Source organism: Aequorivita vladivostokensis, assembly GCF_000952855.1.
GTDB classification, from domain to species: Bacteria; Bacteroidota; Bacteroidia; order Flavobacteriales; family Flavobacteriaceae; genus Aequorivita; species Aequorivita vladivostokensis.
This window is the reverse complement of record NZ_JSVU01000002.1, coordinates 229,296-251,091: the sequence shown is the minus strand read 5'-3', so window position 1 is coordinate 251,091 and position 21,796 is coordinate 229,296. Positions and strand designations below refer to the sequence as shown.

Sequence of the window (21,796 nt, the reverse complement as noted above, 5' to 3'; positions counted from 1 at the left end):
AACAATATTTAGCTATCTTAACAGGCAATTTTAAAACTTGAAGATTCCAAAAGAATTGTTAAATATGCAAAATGAGATAAGTTTTTTATAACTTTGCAACATTAATGAAAAAAGTTTTTCATAAAATATCATCCGTTTGCTTGGCACTTATCGTGTTATTGTCAACAGTTTCTTTTACTGTTGATAGTCATTATTGTGGAGATACTTTAGTGGATTCTTCCTTATTTGGACACGTTGAAACTTGTGGGATGGAAGTTCAACAAAACAATGCGTTTTCATCAGAATGTAATATCTCAAAAAAAGATTGCTGTAGTGATGAGCAAGTGACCATTAAAGGTCAGGATACTTTAAAAACATCGTTTGACAAGTTAGAAAGAGGACAACAGTTATTTGTTGCTGCTTTTGTCCACACCTATATACTTCTGTTTGTTGAACCTCAAGCGGAACTTAATTCCTATAAAGATTATACACCTCCTCCCTTGGTCAGGGATATTCAAGTTTTAGACCAGACTTTCCTTATTTGATTTTTAAGTAATTAATACTGTAGTCCTGCATTAAATTGTTTAGGACATTACAGCTTGTTTATCTCTTTTTCACAAGATTTATAATTACTTAATAATCAATTCTATGCTGAATAAAAGCATCAAATTTCTTATAGAAAACAAACTCGTTGCCGCCCTTATACTTATTGCTTTTGTGGGTTTTGGGACGGTTTACGCACCTTTTAATTGGAATACTGGATTTTTGCCCAGTGACCCTGTGGCCGTGGATGCCATCCCGGACATTGGCGAAAACCAACAAATTGTGTTTACCAAATGGGACGGCCGCTCACCACAGGATATTGAAGACCAGATTACATATCCATTGACCACCACATTATTGGGCATTCCAGGCGTGAAAACTATCCGCAGTTCCTCAATGTTCGGTTTTTCGAGCATCTACATCATTTTTGAAGAGGACATCGAATTCTACTGGAGCCGAAGCCGAATCCTCGAAAAACTCAATTCCCTCCCAAGTGGTCTTTTGCCAGATGGCGTTAATCCAGCTTTGGGTCCAGATGCCACAGGCTTGGGGCAAATATTTTGGTACACGCTAGAAGGGCGGGACAAAGATGGCAACGTTACAGGTGGTTGGGATTTACAAGAATTGCGGAGTATTCAGGATTATTATGTGAAATATGCCTTGGCATCTGCCAGTGGTGTTTCAGAAGTGGCATCTATCGGTGGTTACGTCAAGGAATACCAAATAGACGTCAATCCAGAATTGATGCGCCAATACAACATCGGGCTTGCCCAAGTCGTAAAATCGGTAAAGGAAAGCAACAGGGATATTGGCGCACAGACCTTGGAAATAAACCAGGCCGAATATCTCGTGCGTGGTCTGGGTTATGTAAAATCTGTGGCCGATATTGAAAACGCCGTTGTAACCTCTGAAAATTACACGTCTATAAAGATTAGTGATATTGCCAATGTTACGCTTGGTCCTGCCACCCGCCGTGGCATTTTGGATAAGGAAGGGGCAGAAGTTGTGGGAGCGGTCGTTGTGGCGCGCTATGGCGCAAACCCGATGGCAGTCATCACTAATGTAAAGGAAAAGATTGCGGAATTGAGCAAAGGATTACCTTCAAAAGTACTGGCCGATGGTAGAACTTCACAAGTAACCATTGTTCCTTTCTATGACCGTACCGAACTGATTCAGGAAACCCTTGGAACGCTCAACGAAGCATTGACTTTGGAAATCCTCATTACCATTTTGGTCATCATCGTAATGGTTTTCAACCTTCGGGCGTCCATTTTAATATCGGGACTTTTGCCCGTTGCAGTGCTGATGGTTTTTATTGCAATGAAATTCTTTGGTGTAGATGCAAATATCGTGGCACTTTCGGGTATTGCCATCGCCATTGGCACAATGGTGGACGTGGGTATTATTCTGGCAGAGAATATCATCAGGCATCTGGATGAGGATGATAAAAAATTGCCGATAAACACTGTTGTTTACAACGCCACGGCAGAAGTTTCGGGAGCTATCGTGACTGCCGTAATGACCACAATCATCAGTTTTATCCCTGTATTTACGATGATTGGTGCCGAAGGTAAATTGTTCCGTCCCTTGGCTTTTACAAAAACATTTGCGCTTACAGCATCCATAATCATAGCGCTTTTTATAATTCCGCCATTCGCAGCGATTTTCTTTAAAAACAGGAACATTCATAAAAACACCAATTACGGTATCAATAGCCTTTTGATTCTGGCTGGGTTTATAGCAGTAATTTTCGCACATTGGATAGGTGTTATTTTGATTGCATTTGGTCTTGTGGCATTTGCAAAGCAGCGCGACAAAGTGTCCCACAAACGCTCAAACCTTATTAATATCTACCTTTCCGTAGCTGCTATTGTTTTTCTTCTGGCAGAATATTGGCGACCTTTAGGAGTCGATAAAAGCGTGTTTTGGAATCTACTTTTTGTAGGCATTATCTGCTTTGGTCTTTTAGGTGTTTTTTCCATTTTCCAAAAATATTATACCCGAATTTTAAAATGGGCACTCGCAAACAGACTTTTGTTCTTGACCATTCCAACAGCCTTGTTGATTTTTGGTTTTATCATTTTCAAAAATACGGGCAAGGAGTTTATGCCCTCACTCAATGAAGGCTCATTTTTGTTGATGCCAACTTCTATGCCCCACGCAGGCGTTGAAGAGAACAAACGTGTAGTACAGCAACTGGATATGGCCGTGGCAAGCATACCCGAAATCGAAACTGTAGTCGGAAAATCGGGCCGGACGGAATCCGCACTCGACCCTGCACCTTTGTCAATGTACGAAAATGTCATTCAATATAAAAAGGAATATATGTTGAAAGAAGGGAAGCGACAACGCTTTAGGGTAGATGACGATGGGTTTTTTATAAAGAAGGATAGTAGTCTAATTGAAAACCCTAATAATCCCGTGGGCCCTAAAAAAACAGAAAATGCACGAAGGAATGGCAAGAAAGTGTCTGTTACTGTCGATGTATCTTCAGAAAAATTGATTCCGGATGACGACGGCGAGTTCTTCCGAAACTGGCGACCAGAAATTACTTCTCCAGATGATATTTGGAACGAAATCGTAAGGGTTACGAAATTGCCAGGCGTTACGTCAGCTCCAAAATTGCAACCCATCGAAACTCGTTTGGTAATGTTGCAAACCGGAATGCGCGCACCAATGGGCATAAAGGTTAAAGGTCAGGATTTAGAACAGATTGAAGCCTTTGGGGTACAATTGGAAGATATACTGAAACAGGCCGAAGGCGTAAAACAGGAAGCCGTTTTTGCAGACCGCATCGTGGGCAAACCTTATTTGCTCATAGATATTGATAGAACAAAATTAGCACGCTACGGAATTACCATCGAGGACGTTCAAAATGTGCTGAAAGTAGCCGTTGGCGGAATGGTACTGACCCAAACCGTGGAAGGCAGGGAACGTTATGGCGTTCGGGTGCGCTATCCAAGGGAACTACGTGGCGACCCGTCAGATTTGAAAGATATCTATGTTCCTGTTGAAAAAGGTAGTCCTGTCCCTTTGAGTGAGTTGGCGACCATTAAATACGAACAAGGCCCACAAGTCATCAAAAGTGAAGATACTTTTTTGGTGGGCTATGTGCTGTTTGACAAATTGGACGGTTTTGCCGAAGTGAATGTCGTGGAAAATGGACAGGCACTTATTCAGAAAAAAATTGATAGTGGCGAGTTGGTAATGCCAAAGGGCATCAGTTATAAATTTACTGGAACTTATGAGAATCAATTACGTGCAGAAAAAACACTATCCATCATTGTGCCTTTGGCACTTGCAGTCATCTTTTTGATATTGTATTTCCAGTTCCGTTCGGTTTCTACCACCTTAATGGTGTTTACAGGGATTACTGTCGCCTTTGCAGGTGGTTTTGTAATGATTTGGTTCTATGGCCAGGATTGGTTCTTGAATTTTAACTTTTTTGGCGAAAACCTACGAGACCTTTTCAATATAAAAACCATCAATTTGAGTGTGGCAGTTTGGGTAGGTTTTATTGCGCTTTTCGGAATCGCTACTGATGACGGTGTGGTAATGGCAACCTATCTTACACAAACCTTCGATAAAAACGACCCAACGGATAAGGCGGAAATAAGAAAATCCACGTTGGAAGCGGCTTCAAAACGGATCCGTCCGTGCTTGATGACAACGGTCACGACCATTTTGGCACTCTTGCCAGTTTTGACTTCCACAGGAAAAGGAAGTGATATTATGATACCGATGTCCATTCCCATCTTCGGCGGAATGCTGCTCGATACCACATCGTATTTCCTTGTGCCCGTGCTTTATAGCTGGAAAAAGGAACGGATGGCGAAGAAGAGGCTGAAAAACGAATCAAAACCTATAACTATTGAATAATGAAAAAAGGTAAAATACATATAAAATTCGTCTTGTTTTTGGGAATATGTCTTTCGGCTCTCAATAGCTACAGTCAAGATTTAAAGACCTATATTGACGAAGCCATTGCCAACAGCCCCGAAATTCAAAAAGTTCAGTTTCAATATGGCATTGCTGCCGAAAAAGTGAATGAGGCCAATTGGTTGCCGAACACAGAGGTAAGTGCAGGCTATTTTGTGAGCGAACCAGAAACAAGGGTCGGGGCCCAACGTGCAAGATTTTCATTGAAACAGATGATTCCCTGGTTTGGCACCATTACGGCAAGGGAAAATTATATGAATTCTATGGCAGCTGCACAATACGAAGAACTGGTCATTGCCAAACGTAAACTCGTCCTATCGGTTTCTCAATCTTATTACAACTTAATGGCGAACAAGGCTAAACAGGAAGTGTTGGAAAAGAACGTTCAATTGTTGGAAACTTACGAACGTTTGGCATTGACGTCTCTGGAAGTGGGCAAGGCATCGGCAGTTTCCGTATTGCGATTGCAGATTAGGCAGAATGAATTGGAGCAGTCCAAGGAAGTCCTGCAACAGCAGTTTTTGGCTGAACAGGCTGTATTCAACAATCTCTTGAATAGAGAAAGTGATATGACTGTGGTAGTAGTTTCAGAACCCAAAATGCCTTTAGGAACCGAAATGATTTCCGAGGAAAACCTAAAAGTACATCCAGAACTTACCAAATATGATAAGCTCTACGAATCCGTCTCAAAGTCGGAACTGTTAAATAAAAAAGAAAGCAGCCCAATGATCGGTTTTGGGTTGGACTATATCCCAGTTTCAGAACGAACCGATATGAATCCTATAGATAACGGCAAGGATATACTGATGCCGATGGTAACGCTTTCCATACCGATTTTCAACAATAAATACAAGAGCCAGACCAAGCAGAACCAGTTGAAACAGCAAGAAATCACTTCACAAAAAGAAGAACGGTTAAATGCCTTGCAAACTATGCTTTCAAAAGCAATTTATGATAGAAATTCCGCAAGAATAAGTTACGATACACAATCCAAAAACCTAAAACAAGCCAAAGATGCCGAAGAAATTCTTATCAAAAATTATGAAACAGGAACGATTGATTTCAATGATGTTTTGGACATTCAAGAGTTGCAACTGAAATTTCAGATTAACCAAATAGAATCGGTCAAGACTTATTATGTTCAATCAACAATCATAAATTACTTAACCAATTAAAACTTTGATTTAAAGAGATAAGAGGTTTGAGAGATTTAGATTAATTATAAAAAAAATATTTAAAAATGAAACAATTAAAATACATATTACTTCTAATGTTAATGGGATGTCAAACTGTTTTTAGCCAAAACATTTTTGAACCATCCAAAGAAGGAAATGCTGAAAACCGTCCTATTCGCGAATATACCTTGACCATCAGGGAAGAAATGGTTAATAAAGCTGGAAAAGATGTAAAAGGAATGACGGTAAATGGAAGCATTCCAGGCCCAATTCTGGAATTTACAGAAGGCGAATACGCCGTCATTTATGTGAAAAACGAAATGGATGAAGAAACTTCCGTCCATTGGCACGGAATAATCATCCCAAATTTTTTCGATGGTGTTCCCTATTTGACCACACCGCCCATTCGCCCAGGCGAAACTTTCAAATATGAATTTCCAATAGCACAGGCTGGTACCTATTGGTACCATTCGCACACGATGTTGCAGGAACAAAGCGGTGTTTTTGGTTCTATTGTTATTAATCCAAAAGAAAAAATCTTGGATTATGAAACAGATTTGGTCTTAATGCTTTCCGATTGGACAAACGAAAAACCGATGAATGTACTACGAAACCTAAAGCGTGGCAACGAATGGTACGGAATGAAAAAAGGAACGTCAACACCATTGAACCAAGTAATAGGCCGTGGAGCGTTTGGTGCACAGCTTGATTTTTGGCGACAACGGATGGAAGGTGCCGATATAGCGGATATTTATTATCCTGCCTTTTTGGTAAACGGTCAGCAAAATCCCGAATATCCCGATTTTAAGACAGGCGAAAAAGTGAGGTTGCGCATCATCAACGGTTCGGCCTCTACCCAGTTTTGGATGACTTTTGGTGGTGAAATGCCCACATTGGTTGCTGCGGATGGACTGGATGTAACACCTATCCAAAAAAATAAAACCTTCATTGCCATCGCTGAAACCTATGACTTTATAGTCACCATCCCCGAAAATGGCAAAATTGAGTTCCGTGCAATGGCACAGGATGGGTCGGGCACGGCAACTGCCTTTATTGGAAATGGTAAAGTGATACCTGCGGAAGTAGTTCCGCGGCCAGACAAGATAAAAATGATGCAGCAAATGGCAAAGATGGATATGAAAATGGGAGCACACGCCTTAAAATTCCAGCCAAAGAAAGATGAACGCTATGAGATGAAAGAGGAATATGGGATGCAAATGGACAGAATGTCAATGGACCATTCCAAAATGGACCACTCAAAGATGGCAATGAAAGATGAAAAAATGGATATGAATATGTCCAAAGATTCCACAAGTAAGAAGAAAATGGACCATTCCAAAATGGATTTGGATGAAAAAGAAATGGATGATATGGAGGGAATGCAAATGTTTTCAGAATATAATTACGATTACCTAAAATCGCCCGAAAAAACAACCTATCCTAAAGATATTCCAGTAAAGGAAATCCTATTGAACCTTACCGGAAATATGAACCGCTATATCTGGAGTATGAACGGAGTACCCCTTTCGGAAACCGACCAGATTAAAATAAACCATAAGGAAGTTACCAGGATTACACTTAACAACCTCACGATGATGCACCACCCAATGCACCTTCACGGCCACTTTTTTAGGGTCATCAACAAGAATGGAGAATATTCGCCATTAAAACATACGGTCAACGTTCCTCCAATGGGCGAAGTGACCATTGAGTTCTACGGTAACGAGTACGGCGATTGGTTCTTCCATTGCCACATCCTGTATCATATGATGAGCGGGATGGCAAGGGTTATGAGCTATGACACGCCGAGGGATGACCGTTTGAACGGATATCCCATAAGCGGTTTGATTACCGAGGCAGATAAATATTACACTTGGGCAATGGTGGATGCGGCATCGCATATGACGGAATTTAACTTTGTAACTTCAAACATTCGCAACCAGTTCAATATAATGGCCGAGTATGGTTGGAATCAAAATTTGGAAGCAGAAATAACCTACGAACGTTATCTGCACGATTATTTAAGGGTGTTTGGTGGTGTAAATATCGAGAATGAAATGGAAGACAGTTTGGATGAACTTTCTACTACAGCCATTGCTGGGGTCCGATTTTTGACGCCCTATCTATTCAATCTCGATGTGCGTATTGACAACAAGTTGCGTCCACAGATAAGTTTGAGCCGTGAAATCCTCATTTTCCCAAGAACGGCCATTTTTGGCAGTTATGAATACCAAGCAGATTTTGGGTGGGTAAATGACCTTCCAGCTGACGACAATTTTACAAAGGAAGTTGTTTGGAACGCAGGTATCGAATATTTCCTATCACGAAACTTCTCATTGATGGCGAGCTACGACAACCGTTTTGGTGCAGGTGGTGGTTTATCCGTGAGATTTTAATAGTTAAAAACTAAAGTTATGATGTACGCGTGGATGATTGTTTTGGGAGTAATTGTCTTGGGGATTATCCTATATGCAGATAAAAAGGGAAGCAAAATCCTCAAGAGAGAAAGTCCAGAGGAAATTTTGAACAGACGGTTTGCCAAAGGCGAAATATCCAAGGAAGAATATGAAGAGAGAAAACAAGGAATTAATTTAAAAAAATAAAAATATGAACTATTATTTTAATAAGACAATCAATGGAACTTTTGAAGAGGTCATCAAGAAAGTGACACAAGGATTAAAGGAAGAAGGTTTTGGAATCCTAACAGAAATTGATGTAACAGAAACACTAAAGAAAAAGCTGGGTATTGACTTTAAAAAATATAGGATACTTGGAGCTTGTAATCCTCCCTATGCCCACAAAGCTTTACAGGCAGAAGATAAGATTGGAACGATGTTGCCCTGTAATGTTATAGTACAGGAAATCGAAACAGGTATCATTGAAGTTGCGGCCGTAAACCCAATGGCATCAATGCAGGCTGTAAAAAATGAAAGATTGAACGAGGTTGCCAGTGAAATAACTGCAATGCTTGAAAACGTCATTGAGAAATTATAAGACCCTTGTCAAAAAGCAGTAATAATAATTAATAAACACAAACTTAAATTAAAACAAAATGAGCAAATTAAAATCAACATTAGGTATAATTGCGATAGCATTTATAACCGTAACAGTAATGTCTTGTAAAGACAACAACAAAGAACAAAATAGCACTGATGAAGACCATTCAGAAATGAATCACGATAACAGTGATGGTCATCACGATGACGATAAAAAAGAAATGGCTATGACCGGAGATGGCAATTCGCAAATGGTATTAAATGACTATTTCAATCTTAAGGATGCTCTGGTAGCAGATGATAATGCTAAAGCAAAAGAGCTTGGTGCCACGCTAGCAAAAAGTTTCGGCAATCTTGACATTTCAAAATATGCAGACCCCAAAAAATCCGATTTAAAAGATATCATTGAGGATGCTGTAGAGCACGCAGAACATATTTCTGAAAGTGACATTGACCATCAGAGAGAGCATTTTAAAATATTGAGTAAAGATGTAACCGATATGGTTGCCATTACTGGAACAGAAAACACTTTATACCAGCAGTTTTGTCCAATGTACGATGGTGGTAGTGCTTGGTTAAGCACCAGTAAAGATGTAATGAATCCTTATTATGGAAGTAGGATGTTGAATTGTGGAAAAGTTCAAAAGGAAATCAATTAAATGAGGATAGTAAAAATCATAGCAATAATAGTATTGTTAGCGTTTGTAGGGATTCAATTTGTTCCCACTACACGCAACCATAGTGACATTGTTCCATCAACCGATTTTATGCTGGTCAATAATGTCCCAGAAACTATTCAAAATAAGTTACAGACATCCTGCTATGATTGCCACAGTAATAACACACAATATCCTTGGTATAATAAAATTCAACCTGTTGCCTGGTTTTTGGAAGACCATATTAAAGAAGGAAAAGCTGAACTTAACTTCAACGAATGGGATTCATTGTCAAGCCGGAGAAAGGCAAGTAAGTTGAGGTCTATTATCAAGCAGATTGAAAGCGGAGAAATGCCTTTGAATTCTTACGTTTTGATACATAAAGACGCAAAGTTTTCAGAAGCAGAAACAGAAGAATTAATCAGTTTTATAACACAATTAAAAGATAGTTTATAATTAATTTAAAATAAAAAAAGATGAAAAATTTAAAAATGAGTATAGCAGCAATGCTATTGTTAGCAGTTTCTTTTACCAACGCACAGGAAAAAGAAAAAAAGAGCCACGAGCACGGCGATATGAAAAGGGACCATAGTTCGATGAAAATGGACAAAATGAATCCAGCGGCTGAAGCAGTTCTTACCGATTATTTTATGCTGAAAGATGCATTGGTAGGCGATGATACAAAAAAAGCAGCTCAAGCTGGAACTAAACTAATGGCCTCACTAAAGGCTTTTGATACGAAAAGTTATACCAAAGAAGAACAAAAAGAACTTGCCGATATTATAGAAGATGCCACCGAACACGCAGAACATATTTCTGAAAGTCCCATAGACCATCAACGTGAGCATTTCAAAACCTTGAGCAAAGATATTACAGATATGGTTGCTATTACAGGGACAAAAAATACGCTTTATGAGCAATTCTGTCCAATGTATGATAAAGGAAGTGCTTGGTTAAGTACAAGTAACGAAGTTAGAAACCCTTACTACGGCAGTAAAATGCTAAAATGTGGGAAAGTTCAAAAAACTATTCAATAGATATTCCTTGTTAAAAAAATCTTTTCAATGTTCTGGTTTTTAGTTAACAGAAGGTTGTATGATGATATTGGCATATGAATGGTTTTCAAGTCCTGTCGTGGGAAGGAAAATAAGTTTAATAGTTAGTGAAATTCTTCCCGCGTGCAGGCATAATGAGAAATATGAAGAAGAGAAGTGTGCTTGATTTTGAGGGGTAAACATATTGGTTGGTGTATTAGTTAATAGAAGTTTGCCTCTCATTTTCAAGTATTGTTAATAGAATTTTAAAAAAAAAAATTTAACATTGAAAGAATGTTGCAAAGACGATTGTCAAAACACAACTGAAAAGTCAGTTGTTAAAAAATGGCTCAATTATATAATATGCACCATACTAATCTTAATAGTTGGTGGTGCGTTGGCACTTCAATTATTTAGATAAGAAAATAAGTAAAAATGGCTATAGAGAACACGATAGAAACATCTAAAAATACAGGATTTTATGAACAACTGTTTAAAAAGGTATTACTTACTGCAAGTATAGTCATTGTATTATCCTTAAGTTATACTCTATGGGCTGGTGAGGATTCCGACAGCTTATTTCTGTCTCTTTTAATTGTGGCTTTGGCCTTATTCAAGACCATTTTTATAGTTCGGCTCACGTTCATACAGTTGGCTAAAATTATAGACGAAAGCCACCAGCTTGCGCACGTCTTAACATTATTTGCTGTGTTAATTGTTTTGATTATTTTTTCTTTCACGGCAGATTATCACGCTTTGTATATTTTGAATCCTGAAAATTACAAGTCGAGTACAACGCTAAATGGTTCATTTTTGGTTCAGTTTTTTGAATTTATCTATTTCAGTTTGATAACTTTTTCCTCGGTTGGCTATGGAGATATTGTGCCGATTTCAATCTCGGGGAAAATTTTAGTGATGATGGAAATTTTCTTGAGCTTTTTGGTCCTTGTCTTTGGCATTGCTAACATTAATAGAATACACGTTGACAATAAATAACCAACCTTCAAAACTAAAATTATGAAAGTACTAAAAGTAATAACCATTAGTCTATGAACGATTTTCTAAAACAGTGGGCAGAAGCAGCCTTCACAACAACAGGATTTTTCTGGATGGCACTTTGGGCGTTTGCACTTGGCTATATTATAAGCAGTATGATTCAGGTTTTTGTAACCGAAAAAAAGATGCAAGAAACGATGGGTGAAAATGAAGGTAAAGGTGTTTTACTCGGAACATTTTTCGGCTTTATCAGCAGTTCGTGCAGCTTTTCGGCCTTGGCATCAACTAAATCCCTTTTTAAAAAAGGCGCAAGTTTTGTGTCGTCAATTGCCTTTTTATTGGCTTCCACCAACTTGGTTATTGAACTGGGTATCATCATTTCCATCTTTCTTGGTTGGCAATTTATAGTGGGCGAATATGTCGGCGGAATTTTATTGATTCTCATTTCGTGGCTATTGATACGAGTGATAAACCCAAAAAAACTCATAGAAAACGCCCGAAAAAATCTAAAGGATAAGGACGACGATGATATGGACGAATCAAAGTCGTGGAAAAAGAAAATTCAATCTGAAAAAGGTTGGGCAAAAGTTTCCAAACAATACGGAATGGAATGGAAAATGGTATGGAAGGACGTAACCGTTGGCTTTACTATTGCAGGAATCGTAGCGGCTTTCGTCCCCGATTCGTTCTTTCAAACCTTATTCATCAATAGTGGGAATGGCAAGACCGATTTTACATTTTTTGAAATTTTAGAACATATAATAGTTGGGCCTATTGCAGCATTTTTGACGTTTATTGGTTCTATGGGAAATATTCCATTAGCAGCGTTGCTGTTTGGTAAAGGTGTAAGTTTTGCAGGTGTTATGGCATTCATATTTAGTGACTTGGTCGTTTTTCCAATATTGCGTATCAATGCCAAATATTATGGTTGGAAAATGTCGCTCTTCATCCTGTTTTTACTGTTTATGGCATTGATTGGCGCATCACTTATTCTGCATTATTCATTCGATTTTTTGAGCCTTCTTCCAGACCCATCACAAGTAAAAATTCAAAATAGCGAATACTTTAAATTAGATTATACCTTCTATTTAAACATAGCCTTTTTGGCACTTTCAGGTTTTTTAATATATCTCGGATTTTTCAAAAGGAAAGATGTAAAACAAATGAAGGAAATGGCACCCAAAAGTCAACTTTTGGAAAATATACTTAAATATGCTGCATTGGTAAGCTACGTTTGGCTTGCTGGAGGATTGATAGTTAAATTTTTTGTGAACTAAATGATTTTAATTAAACAAAACTAATTTATGACTATGGTCAACAGAAAAACAGCAATCAAAATACGAAAGACCCACAGATATTTGGGGCTCTTTTTGGGGATTCAATTCTTGTTTTGGACCATCAGCGGAATGTACTTCAGTTGGACGAATATAGACGACATCCACGGCGACGAATTTCGCAACCTGGATTATGTGCCAAAAACATTCAACAATCTAATAAGTCCTTCAGAAATGCATAATGCCGAAGGCATAAGAAGTATCGAAATTAGGGACATCAACAACGAGCCTTATTATTGGGTTAACAATAAACAATTGTATAGTGCAAAAACTGGGGAAGCAAAACAAGATATTTCGGAAGAAGAAGCCTTGTCGGTAGCCAAAAATTATATGAAAGAAGGTTTAAAAGTGGCAAACATCAAAAAAATAACCGAAGTGGACGACTATCACGAATATCGGGAAAAACTATTGCCAGCTTACGTTATTTCGTATGATACAGATGAGGCATTGAAGGCTTATATATCGGTAACCGACGGAAAATTCCAGACGGTAAGGCATCGAGCGTGGCGTTGGTTCGATTTTTTATGGATGACCCACACAATGGACTATGACACGCGCGACAACTTTAATACTATTGTATTAAGGGCATTTTCGCTTCTGGGATTGATTACTGTGTTAAGCGGATTCCTGCTATGGTACATATCATCGCCAACAATCAGAAAAATAAAGAAGAAGAAAATAAGTAAATAATAACTAAAAACCCGAAAACAATGGAACATTCAAATCAACACGAAAGCAAAGGCAATTACACAAAATTCATTTTGATGCTTGCCGCCTCATTTATTGCAATGTACATTACAATGTACCTTAACACTTATTCAATTGACCACGTTTATTTTAGCCTAACACGGTTCTATATGAGTTGCTTGGGTATTGCGGCAATGGCAATCATAATGTGGTTTTTTACGCGTAAAATGTATCAAAACAAGAAAAAGAACATCGCTATTTTATTGGGAAGTTTAATCTTGTTTGTCGGCGCACTTGGCTTGGTTAGAGCTCAAAGCCCAATCATTGGCGACATACTCTGGATGAAAGCAATGATTCCCCATCATTCCATCGCAATTTTAACAAGTGAAAGAGCAGATATCAAAGACCCAGAAGTCAGAAAGTTGGCAGATGATATTATCGAGGCACAGCGTAAAGAAATAGGGGAAATGAAAGATATGATAAAGCGTTTGCAAGCAGCAAAATAATGTTGAATATCCAACCTAATAGTCCCGAAACTTCGGGATAAAACCTATTAGGTTCGTACAGATAAATTGTCTGGTCGAGCGTAGTCGAGACCTACTTAATTATAACTATTATGAAAAAATACATCATTTACATCGCAATTTTGGCCATAGGCTTGGTCTTGGGCTACGTCTTTTTTGGCCGTTCAGCAGAAGGTTCAGCAAACACCAAAAACGTTTCTGATATGACCGAGAATTCCACAATGGAAAAACAAATGTGGACCTGTTCAATGCACCCACAGATTATGCAACCCGAACCAGGCGACTGCCCAATTTGCGGAATGGATTTAATTCCCGCCGAAACTGGCGCAGAAGGACTCGCAATGAACGAAATAAAAATGAGCGACAATGCAATGGCATTGGCGAATATCCAAACCACCATTGTTGGAAATGTTTCAGGAACAGATGAAAATACAATACAACTTTCAGGAAAGATTATGGCGAACGAAGAGGCCAATGCAGTTCAAGCAAGTTATTTTGAAGGCCGTATTGAAAAACTTAACGTCAATTTCACAGGCGAGGAAGTGCGAAGAGGGCAATTATTGGCAACTATTTATGCACCAACACTTGTTGCCGCACAGCAGGAATTGTTGACAGCAGCAAGTATGAAGGAATCACAACCTGCATTGTATAAAGCTGTCCGCAACAAATTGAAACTATGGAAACTTTCTGAAACCCAAATCAATCAAATTGAAAGCTCTGGCAAAGTGCGGGAAAATTTTCCAATATATGCCACGGTTTCGGGTACAGTTTCCCAAAAAATAGCAGAAGAAGGCGACTATGTAAAGCAAGGCCAGCCCATTGTAAAAGTAAGCGATTTGGGAACCGTTTGGGCGATGTTTGATGCCTACGAACGTCAAATTTCACAATTAAAGGAAGGACAGAAAATAACTGTTACTACCAACGCTTATCCCAACAAGGAATTTGAGGCAACTGTTTCGTTTATTGACCCAGTTTTAAATACGAAATCCAGAACAGTTTCGGTTCGGACCACATTGAACAATAAAGAAGATATTTTAAAGCCAGGAATGTTTGTAACTGCAAAAGTGGCAATGACAAAAGGTAGTGATAACATGGAAACACAAATAACCGTTCCGGCTACTGCGGTAATGTGGACAGGCGAACGCTCATTAGTGTATGTAAAAACCAATCCCAACGAACCCGTTTTTGAAATGCGAGCAGTAACCTTGGGAAATAAAAACGGCGATGTTTATACTATTACAGAAGGCCTTTCCAACGGCGAAGAGGTAGTTACAAACGGAACATTTACAGTTGATGCTGCTGCACAACTACAAGGTAAAAAAAGTATGATGAATGCAACAGGCGGCAAAACAATGACAGGCCACGAAGGACATTTGGGAATGGAGGGAGATAAAAATAATACTGGAGATAAAATGAATAAAACCAATCATACAGAAATGAACGAAAGAATTGAAGTATCAAACAAATTTCAAAATCAGTTAAAACAGGTTTTTGATGATTATATCCTTTTAAAAGATGCATTGGTAAATGATGATGCCAAAAATGCACAAGAAGCAGGAAACCAAATAAACCAATCCTTGAAAAAAGTAGATATGAAATTATTATCTGATGAAAAAGCACATAACCATTGGATGACCATTCAGAAAGAACTAAAGACCTCTGCTAATGCTATTGAGAACAGTTCAGATATCGCAACGCAAAGAGGACATTTTAAGCATCTATCTGCGCATATGATAAGTAGTGTGCAACTTTTTGGGGTTAACGAAAATGTATATATCCAGTTTTGTCCAATGGCAGATAACGATAAGGGTGCTTATTGGATAAGTTTAGAAAAAGAGGTGCGAAACCCATATTATGGAGAGGCTATGAAAACCTGTGGAGAGGTAAAAGCAACATTACAATAAAATGAAATACGGATTAATCAAGTAATCTGAATAAGACCATAGAGCAATCTTGGTTTTATCACGGCGAACGATAATGAGTGAAAGCAGAAGAAATAGAAGAAAAAATGAAAGGAAGGAACATCAACCTAAAAGTGATATTTCAAAAAAAGATAAAATTATAGCTTTCGTTGTAATAGTATTGATTTTTGTTGTTGCAGCAATAGCTGCTGTTTATTATTCTCTATACAAATCTGGATTAACATTATTTTGAAACAAGTATTATATGAATGAGACTATCCATATTAAAAATATGGTTTGCCCAAAATGCATCTCGGCAGTATCCAATATTTTGGAACAACTTGAAATACCGTATGTTTCTATCAAATTGGGAGAGGTTAAATTAGTCTCTTCATTAAATGCCAAGACCAAAAGTGGTCTTTCCAAAGTGCTTCAAAATTCAGGATTTAGTTTGATTGACGACCGTAAAAGCCAACTTATTGAACAAATGAAAACATTGGTTGTAGATAAAATTCATCACTCATCCAGCGAACTGAACATTAAATGGGCAGATTATGTAAGCGACAACATACATCTTGATTATAAATATTTAAGTGCACTCTTCTCGTCCGTAGAAAGTATCACTTTTGAGCAATTTATCATCAACCAAAAAATTGAACGTGTCAAGGAACTAATAGTTTATGATGAATTAACCTTGAGTGAAATAGCCTTCAGAATGAATTACAGTAGCGTCGCTTATTTAAGCAATCAGTTTAAAAAGCTAACAGGAATGACCCCTTCGGAATTTAAAAAAAGTACTAATAAAAACCGTAAGTCATTAGATGAGATTTGATGAAAATTCAATTAAAATCAGAGATTACCTGTCCAAACTGCGGACACAAAAAAGTAGAAGAGATGCCAACAAACGCTTGTCAATTCTTTTACGAGTGTGAGAATTGTAAAACAGTCTTGAAGCCTTATGATGGAGATTGTTGTGTGTTTTGTTCTTATGGAACAGTTCCTTGTCCACCAATTCAAGAAAATAAATATTGTTGCTAACATCTGAATAATCTTTGCACAACCTGTGCATCTATTAATTTGTATATTTGTAAAACTTTATGAAAATATTCTTTTCCATATCAATGTCGTTTCTATCCTTTTTTCAAGGAATTAGCATTGATATGGACTTTTGTGGCCCAATTAAAGAAATCTCAAATATTATAACACATTATCAAGACCATAAAGTTTATGGCGACTCTTTCCTTGAATATGTAGTTGAAGATTACGTTGACAATGATGCAAAAAATGAAGAGCATCATCATAACCCAGATAAGGAGAATACACCAATCCATTCCCATCAGCAATGTTGCCACCCTTTAGTGTTAATGATTGAGAACAACAATTTAGCTTTAACTAATCAATTAAGGTTTGAAGGGAAAGAACAATTTAACTTACATAAAGTAAACTTCACTTCGAGATATCTGGAATCGCTTTTCCAACCCCCTAAAGTATAATTCAGTTTTTTAAAGGATAGTTATATCCTATCGTGATGCTTTTCAAAGTAAGTGTCGCATCATAAACGCTTTGCATCTCTTTGCATTGCGATGTTTAAACTGAATTAATACTTTTTTTATGATTAACAAAATCATTTCATTTTCCATTAATAACAAGTTTATTATTGGGCTCTTTATAGTGGCACTTGTAGGTACGGGCATTTGGTCTATGGCCACTATAAATCTGGGTTCTGTACCCGATATTACCAACAACCAAGTACAGGTTATTACAGTTGCCCCAAATTTAGGTACTGAAGATATTGAGCAATTTGTAACCTATCCGGTAGAATTGGCAATGGCAAATCTTCCTGATGTTATCGAACTGCGTTCGGTGTCTCGTTTTGGGTTGTCTGTAGTTACCATTGTTTTTAAGGACGAGGCAGGCACTTATCTTCCCCGGCAATTGGTGCAAGAGAAATTAACCGAAGTTGCTGGAGAAATTCCTGAAGGCTTTGGTACGCCATTTATGGCACCAATAACTACAGGTCTGGGCGAAATTTACCAATACACCCTAAAACTAAAAGAGGGCTACGAAGATAAATACGATGCAATGGAGCTTCGTACTATTCAAGATTGGATTGTAAAACGCCAAATGGCATTAGTTCCAGGAGTGGTCGAGGTCAATGCTTTTGGAGGCTATGTGAAACAATATGAAGTTGCCATAAATCCTGATAAATTAAAAAGTTTTGGCATTACAATGAATCAGGTTTTTGAAGCCCTGAAAGTAAACAATGCCAATACTGGTGGTGCTTATATTGAAAAAAACCACCAAGCAAATTTCATTCGTGGCGAAGGTTTGGCGCGTAGCCTTGAAGATTTGGAAAACACCGTTGTAACCACACAAAACGGAAGCCCTGTTTTAGTGCGCGATGTCGCTGAAAAAGTGGGCTATGGGAATCAAGTGCGCTATGGTGCGTTTACCCAAGATGGACACGAAACTGTTGGGGGACAAATACTGATGCTGAAAGGAGAAAGCCCTGGTAACGTGGTCGAAAATGTGGAGAAGCGCATTGCAGAAATACAAAAATCCCTGCCGGAAGGCGTTTACATAGATACGTTTTTAAGTAGAAGTGAACTTATCGGAAGGACCACAAGCACCGTTGAAAAAAACCTTATTGAAGGTTCATTGATTGTGATTTTCGTTTTGGTCTTGCTTTTGGGAAGTTTCCGTGGTGGATTAATTACAGCTTCGGTAATCCCTTTATCATTACTGTTTGCATTTATCTTGATGAAACAATTTGGGGTGTGGGCAAATTTAATGTCCTTGGGGGCAATCGATTTTGGTATCATCGTGGATGGCGCAGTTATTATTGTGGAGGGAATGGTATTTCACATCCATCAACGGATGAAGAAAACCACAACCGCCATTGGCCAGCCAGAAATGGATGAAATAGCCTATGAATCGGCAAGCACGATGATGAATTCGGCTTTTTTCGGTCAGCTTATTATCCTTATCGTATTTACACCGATTCTCTTTTTAACTGGTGTAGAAGGAAAAATGTTCCGTCCAATGGCATTTACTTTCGGATTTGCGGTTTTGGGAGCGATTATCCTGTGCCTTACGTATGTACCAATGATTTCGTCAATGTTCCTAAAACCTGCCAGAAATCAGAACAGTTGGTTCGCCAAATTTGAAAACAGGATTGACAGGTTCAGTGATAAAATAATGTCAGGGTTGAACAGGGCGTATGTGCCCTTGCTCAATTTCGCACTTCGCTTTAGGGCTGGTGTCATTATTGGTGCGGTTGGGCTGCTATTGATTGCAGGATTTATTTTCAGCAATATGGGTGGCGAATTCATACCTAAATTTGATGAGGGCGATATTGCATTTCAGGCCTTGATAAAACCAGGGAGTAGTCTTACAGAATCCATTGAGGCTTCAAAAAAACTTCAGAATTTAATCAATGAATTTCCAGAAGTAAAAACGGTAGTTTCAAGGATTGGTGTGGCCGAAATACCGACAGACCCAATGCCTATGGATATTGCAGATAGCTATATCATTCTTGAAAAGGATAAGAGCAAATGGACTTCCGCAGATAGCAAAGAAGAACTTATAGAAAAAATACAGGAAAAAATTTCAGTTGTTCCCGGTGTAAATTTCGTGTTTACGCAACCTGTGGAACTTCGTTTTAACGAACTGCTTACGGGTGTTCGCGAGGACGTGGCCATTAAATTGTATGGAGAAGATTTGGGCGTATTGGCAGACAAGGTTCAGGAAATCGCAGCGGTCATTAGAAGCGTTCCCGGAGCGGCCGACCTCAATGTGGAAGCTACGAGTGGTTTGCCACAAATGACCGTGGAATACAATCGTGCAAAAATGGCACAGTACGGTGTAACCGTTGACAAGCTGAATGATTATGTAAGTGCCGCCTTTTCAGGAGAAGCGGCAGGTGTGATTTTTGAGGGCGAAAAACGCTTTGATGTGGTCATTCGTTTGGCGAAGGACTTCAGACAGGACATCAACAGCCTTAAAAATCTATATATCGATTTACCAAATGGTGCCCAAGTACCGTTAAAGGAAGTAGCGGACATCAGTTACAAACCCGGTCCAATGCAGATTTCAAGGGACAATACCTCGCGTCGTATTTCGGTAGGAGTCAATGTTCGTGGGCGAGATGTAAAATCGATGGTCGAGGAAATTCAGCAAAAACTGGAAACGGAAGTGAAACTGCCACCAGGTTATTTTGTAACCTACGGAGGTTCGTTTGAAAACCTGCAACGTGCGTCAGACCGATTGATGATTGTAGTACCTATTGCACTTTTTCTGATATTCATATTGCTCTATTTTGCATTGAGCTCGTTCTCGCAGTCGGTAATGATTTATATGGCAGTGCCTCTGGCGGCCATTGGTGGCGTGTTTGCGCTTTGGATACGGGGAATGCCCTTTAGTATTTCAGCAGGAGTCGGATTTATCGTGCTCTTTGGAGTTGCGGTATTGAACGGTTTGGTACTGATAAACAAATTCAACGAATTAAAAGAAAGTGGAATGACAGACTTAAAGAAACGAATATACGAAGCAACACACGAACGGTTACGACCAATTTTGCTAACCGCAACGGCGGCCATTATGGGCTTTATCCCAATGGCGATTTCTACCTCGGGAGGTGCCGAGGTACAGCGACCATTGGCAACAGTAGTGATTGGTGGATTGCTTACGGCCACGTTTTTAACCCTTGTAGTCCTTCCGGTATTGTATTATTGGTTGGAATCAAGAAAGGAACGAAACAATACTGATGGAGGTGTAAGCTATATCAACAAATCCACGAACATTGTAACCGTATTGTTGATGGTGGGTGGTTTGATGGCTTCCGGAACTGCGGTGGCCCAAGACACCAATCAAGATGGCACAATTCCTAAAACCTTGACCGTAGATGAGGCCATCGCTTTGGCAAAACAGAATTATCCATCGCTTAAGGAAAGTGAAGCGTTTATTGAAAGGGAAAAGGCTATGAAAGGCACCAGTTTTGACCTTGGTAGCACCCAAGTTTTCACGGGAAAGGAAGAATATGGAAATAATCTTCCCGGGGTACAGACAACCATTGGTGTGCAACAGGGCAACATTGACTTGCTTTCGGGATTTTCAAAATCCAAGTTTTATAAAGAGCGTATTGTTTTGGGAGAGAAGTTTTACGTAGCGAGTGAGCAACAGTTGGTACGCAATGTGATGCAAGCCTATGACCAAATTAATTATTACAAGGCACAGTTGCGTTTTGCAGACCAATTGGACAGTATTTATGCCAATTTCAAGACCGCTGCCCAACTTCGTTATGACACTGGAGAAACAGGTAAGCTGGAATTTATTTCAGCCTCTTCCGAATTTCAACAGATTCAAGTGTTAAGGCAACAAGCCTATGACGATATTGAAATTGCCAAACATGCCTTAAAACAATATTTGGGAACGGATGAAACCATCGAAACAGTTGATGGTTTTTACGAGCCATTGGATTTTATGGCAACGTTGGATTCAACCTCGGTGGCAAACAACCCAATGTTGCAATATGCGTTGCAGAACGCCGAAGTAAGTAAAGCAAATGTGGGCGTTGAAAAATCCCAATTCCTACCGAAATTTAATTTATCGTTCGGACGGCAAGTTGTGGATGATGTTTCGGGATTCAATACCTATCAGGCAGGAATCAGTATTCCGTTGTGGTTCTTTCCGCAGAAATCAAGGGTAAAGGCAGCCAAGGCAGATGCAATGGTCGCAGAGAATCAATATTTGGAGCAAAAGGCAACCACTGAAAGTAGGGTGTCGCAATTGTTCAAATCCCTTGAAAAAACACGGAAAATATTGCAGTATTATGAAGAAGGCGCATTGCTTTTGGCGGAAGAACAAATAACAACCGCAGAACTGGCATCCAAGGAAGGCGAAATAGATTATGTGAACTATATAACCATCCTTAACAGTGCCATCAGGATAAAGCAAACACATTTGGAATACATCAATCAATACAACCAACAATCTATTGAGGTACAATATCAGTTGGGTAATCTATAATATAA

General features: G+C 38.8%; 18 protein-coding genes. All 18 read left to right on the top strand.

Going from position 1 to position 21,796, the window contains the following annotated elements; all coding sequences use genetic code 11:
- Positions 1-104: 104 nt before the first annotated feature.
- The 18 genes from MB09_RS03830 to MB09_RS03750 all read left to right on the top strand — a co-directional run bounded on the left by MB09_RS03830 (position 105) and on the right by MB09_RS03750 (position 21,791).
- Positions 105-524, top strand: a complete 420-nt coding sequence (locus MB09_RS03830) for an HYC_CC_PP family protein (RefSeq protein ID WP_045079555.1) — start codon at positions 105-107, stop codon at positions 522-524.
- Positions 525-627: 103 nt separating this feature from the next.
- Positions 628-4,401 carry an efflux RND transporter permease subunit gene (locus tag MB09_RS03825; RefSeq protein WP_045079554.1) on the top strand — a complete coding sequence of 1,258 codons (3,774 nt, stop codon included), beginning with the start codon at positions 628-630 and terminating at the stop codon, positions 4,399-4,401.
- A complete protein-coding gene (locus MB09_RS03820) occupies positions 4,401-5,636 on the top strand; it encodes a TolC family protein (protein ID WP_045079553.1) in 1,236 nt (411 codons plus the stop codon). Before MB09_RS03825 ends, MB09_RS03820 begins: the two co-directional genes overlap by 1 nt.
- A gap of 65 nt (positions 5,637-5,701) precedes the next feature.
- A complete protein-coding gene (locus tag MB09_RS03815) occupies positions 5,702-8,032 on the top strand; it encodes a multicopper oxidase domain-containing protein (RefSeq protein WP_045079552.1) in 2,331 nt (776 codons plus the stop codon).
- Positions 8,033-8,050: 18 nt separating this feature from the next.
- Positions 8,051-8,239 (top strand): SHOCT domain-containing protein, encoded by a 189-nt coding sequence (locus tag MB09_RS03810; protein WP_045079551.1) that lies wholly within the window; start codon positions 8,051-8,053, stop codon positions 8,237-8,239.
- Positions 8,240-8,243: 4 nt separating this feature from the next.
- Positions 8,244-8,630 carry a DUF302 domain-containing protein gene (locus MB09_RS03805; protein WP_045079550.1) on the top strand — a complete coding sequence of 129 codons (387 nt, stop codon included), beginning with the start codon at positions 8,244-8,246 and terminating at the stop codon, positions 8,628-8,630.
- Between the two features lie 58 nt (positions 8,631-8,688).
- Positions 8,689-9,291 (top strand): DUF3347 domain-containing protein, encoded by a 603-nt coding sequence (locus MB09_RS03800; RefSeq protein ID WP_045079549.1) that lies wholly within the window; start codon positions 8,689-8,691, stop codon positions 9,289-9,291.
- Positions 9,292-9,744 carry a heme-binding domain-containing protein gene (locus MB09_RS03795; RefSeq protein ID WP_045079548.1) on the top strand — a complete coding sequence of 151 codons (453 nt, stop codon included), beginning with the start codon at positions 9,292-9,294 and terminating at the stop codon, positions 9,742-9,744.
- A 20-nt stretch (positions 9,745-9,764) separates the two neighbouring features.
- Positions 9,765-10,325 carry a DUF3347 domain-containing protein gene (locus MB09_RS03790; protein ID WP_045079547.1) on the top strand — a complete coding sequence of 187 codons (561 nt, stop codon included), beginning with the start codon at positions 9,765-9,767 and terminating at the stop codon, positions 10,323-10,325.
- A gap of 432 nt (positions 10,326-10,757) precedes the next feature.
- Positions 10,758-11,318, top strand: coding sequence for a potassium channel family protein (locus MB09_RS03785; RefSeq protein WP_045079546.1), 561 nt, complete (start codon positions 10,758-10,760; stop codon positions 11,316-11,318).
- 53 nt (positions 11,319-11,371) lie between these two features.
- Positions 11,372-12,595, top strand: coding sequence for a permease (locus MB09_RS03780; RefSeq protein ID WP_045079545.1), 1,224 nt, complete (start codon positions 11,372-11,374; stop codon positions 12,593-12,595).
- Between the two features lie 33 nt (positions 12,596-12,628).
- Positions 12,629-13,342, top strand: coding sequence for a PepSY domain-containing protein (locus MB09_RS03775; RefSeq protein ID WP_045079544.1), 714 nt, complete (start codon positions 12,629-12,631; stop codon positions 13,340-13,342).
- 20 nt (positions 13,343-13,362) lie between these two features.
- Entirely contained in the window at positions 13,363-13,845 is a 483-nt protein-coding gene (locus tag MB09_RS03770) for a DUF305 domain-containing protein (RefSeq protein WP_045079543.1), read from the top strand.
- A 110-nt stretch (positions 13,846-13,955) separates the two neighbouring features.
- Positions 13,956-15,767 carry an efflux RND transporter periplasmic adaptor subunit gene (locus tag MB09_RS03765; RefSeq protein WP_045079542.1) on the top strand — a complete coding sequence of 604 codons (1,812 nt, stop codon included), beginning with the start codon at positions 13,956-13,958 and terminating at the stop codon, positions 15,765-15,767.
- 262 nt (positions 15,768-16,029) lie between these two features.
- Positions 16,030-16,596, top strand: coding sequence for a helix-turn-helix domain-containing protein (locus MB09_RS03760; protein ID WP_045079541.1), 567 nt, complete (start codon positions 16,030-16,032; stop codon positions 16,594-16,596).
- On the top strand, positions 16,596-16,802 hold the full coding sequence (locus MB09_RS16350) for a GDCCVxC domain-containing (seleno)protein (RefSeq protein WP_084709024.1): 207 nt from the start codon (positions 16,596-16,598) through the stop codon (positions 16,800-16,802). The genes MB09_RS03760 and MB09_RS16350 overlap by 1 nt, the downstream gene beginning before the upstream one ends.
- A gap of 59 nt (positions 16,803-16,861) precedes the next feature.
- Positions 16,862-17,257 (top strand): hypothetical protein, encoded by a 396-nt coding sequence (locus tag MB09_RS03755; protein ID WP_240484801.1) that lies wholly within the window; start codon positions 16,862-16,864, stop codon positions 17,255-17,257.
- A 118-nt stretch (positions 17,258-17,375) separates the two neighbouring features.
- A complete protein-coding gene (locus MB09_RS03750; protein ID WP_045079540.1) occupies positions 17,376-21,791 on the top strand; it encodes a CusA/CzcA family heavy metal efflux RND transporter in 4,416 nt (1,471 codons plus the stop codon).
- Positions 21,792-21,796 lie beyond the last annotated feature (5 nt).

Bases quoted from the DNA above. Each gene is read 5' to 3' on its own strand.
- MB09_RS03790 (WP_045079547.1), top strand. From the start codon at position 9,765: ATGAAAAATTTAAAAATGAGTATAGCAGCAATGCTATTGTTAGCAGTT.
- MB09_RS03770 (WP_045079543.1), top strand. From the start codon at position 13,363: ATGGAACATTCAAATCAACACGAAAGCAAAGGCAATTACACAAAATTC.
- MB09_RS03780 (WP_045079545.1), top strand. From the start codon at position 11,372: ATGAACGATTTTCTAAAACAGTGGGCAGAAGCAGCCTTCACAACAACA.
- MB09_RS03765 (WP_045079542.1), top strand. From the start codon at position 13,956: ATGAAAAAATACATCATTTACATCGCAATTTTGGCCATAGGCTTGGTC.
- MB09_RS03750 (WP_045079540.1), top strand. From the start codon at position 17,376: ATGATTAACAAAATCATTTCATTTTCCATTAATAACAAGTTTATTATT.
- MB09_RS03805 (WP_045079550.1), top strand. From the start codon at position 8,244: ATGAACTATTATTTTAATAAGACAATCAATGGAACTTTTGAAGAGGTC.
- MB09_RS16350 (WP_084709024.1), top strand. From the start codon at position 16,596: ATGAAAATTCAATTAAAATCAGAGATTACCTGTCCAAACTGCGGACAC.
- MB09_RS03815 (WP_045079552.1), top strand. From the start codon at position 5,702: ATGAAACAATTAAAATACATATTACTTCTAATGTTAATGGGATGTCAA.
- MB09_RS03830 (WP_045079555.1), top strand. From the start codon at position 105: ATGAAAAAAGTTTTTCATAAAATATCATCCGTTTGCTTGGCACTTATC.
- MB09_RS03775 (WP_045079544.1), top strand. From the start codon at position 12,629: ATGGTCAACAGAAAAACAGCAATCAAAATACGAAAGACCCACAGATAT.
- MB09_RS03810 (WP_045079551.1), top strand. From the start codon at position 8,051: ATGATGTACGCGTGGATGATTGTTTTGGGAGTAATTGTCTTGGGGATT.
- MB09_RS03755 (WP_240484801.1), top strand. From the start codon at position 16,862: ATGAAAATATTCTTTTCCATATCAATGTCGTTTCTATCCTTTTTTCAA.
- MB09_RS03820 (WP_045079553.1), top strand. From the start codon at position 4,401: ATGAAAAAAGGTAAAATACATATAAAATTCGTCTTGTTTTTGGGAATA.
- MB09_RS03785 (WP_045079546.1), top strand. From the start codon at position 10,758: ATGGCTATAGAGAACACGATAGAAACATCTAAAAATACAGGATTTTAT.
- MB09_RS03760 (WP_045079541.1), top strand. From the start codon at position 16,030: ATGAATGAGACTATCCATATTAAAAATATGGTTTGCCCAAAATGCATC.
- MB09_RS03825 (WP_045079554.1), top strand. From the start codon at position 628: ATGCTGAATAAAAGCATCAAATTTCTTATAGAAAACAAACTCGTTGCC.
- MB09_RS03800 (WP_045079549.1), top strand. From the start codon at position 8,689: ATGAGCAAATTAAAATCAACATTAGGTATAATTGCGATAGCATTTATA.
- MB09_RS03795 (WP_045079548.1), top strand. From the start codon at position 9,292: ATGAGGATAGTAAAAATCATAGCAATAATAGTATTGTTAGCGTTTGTA.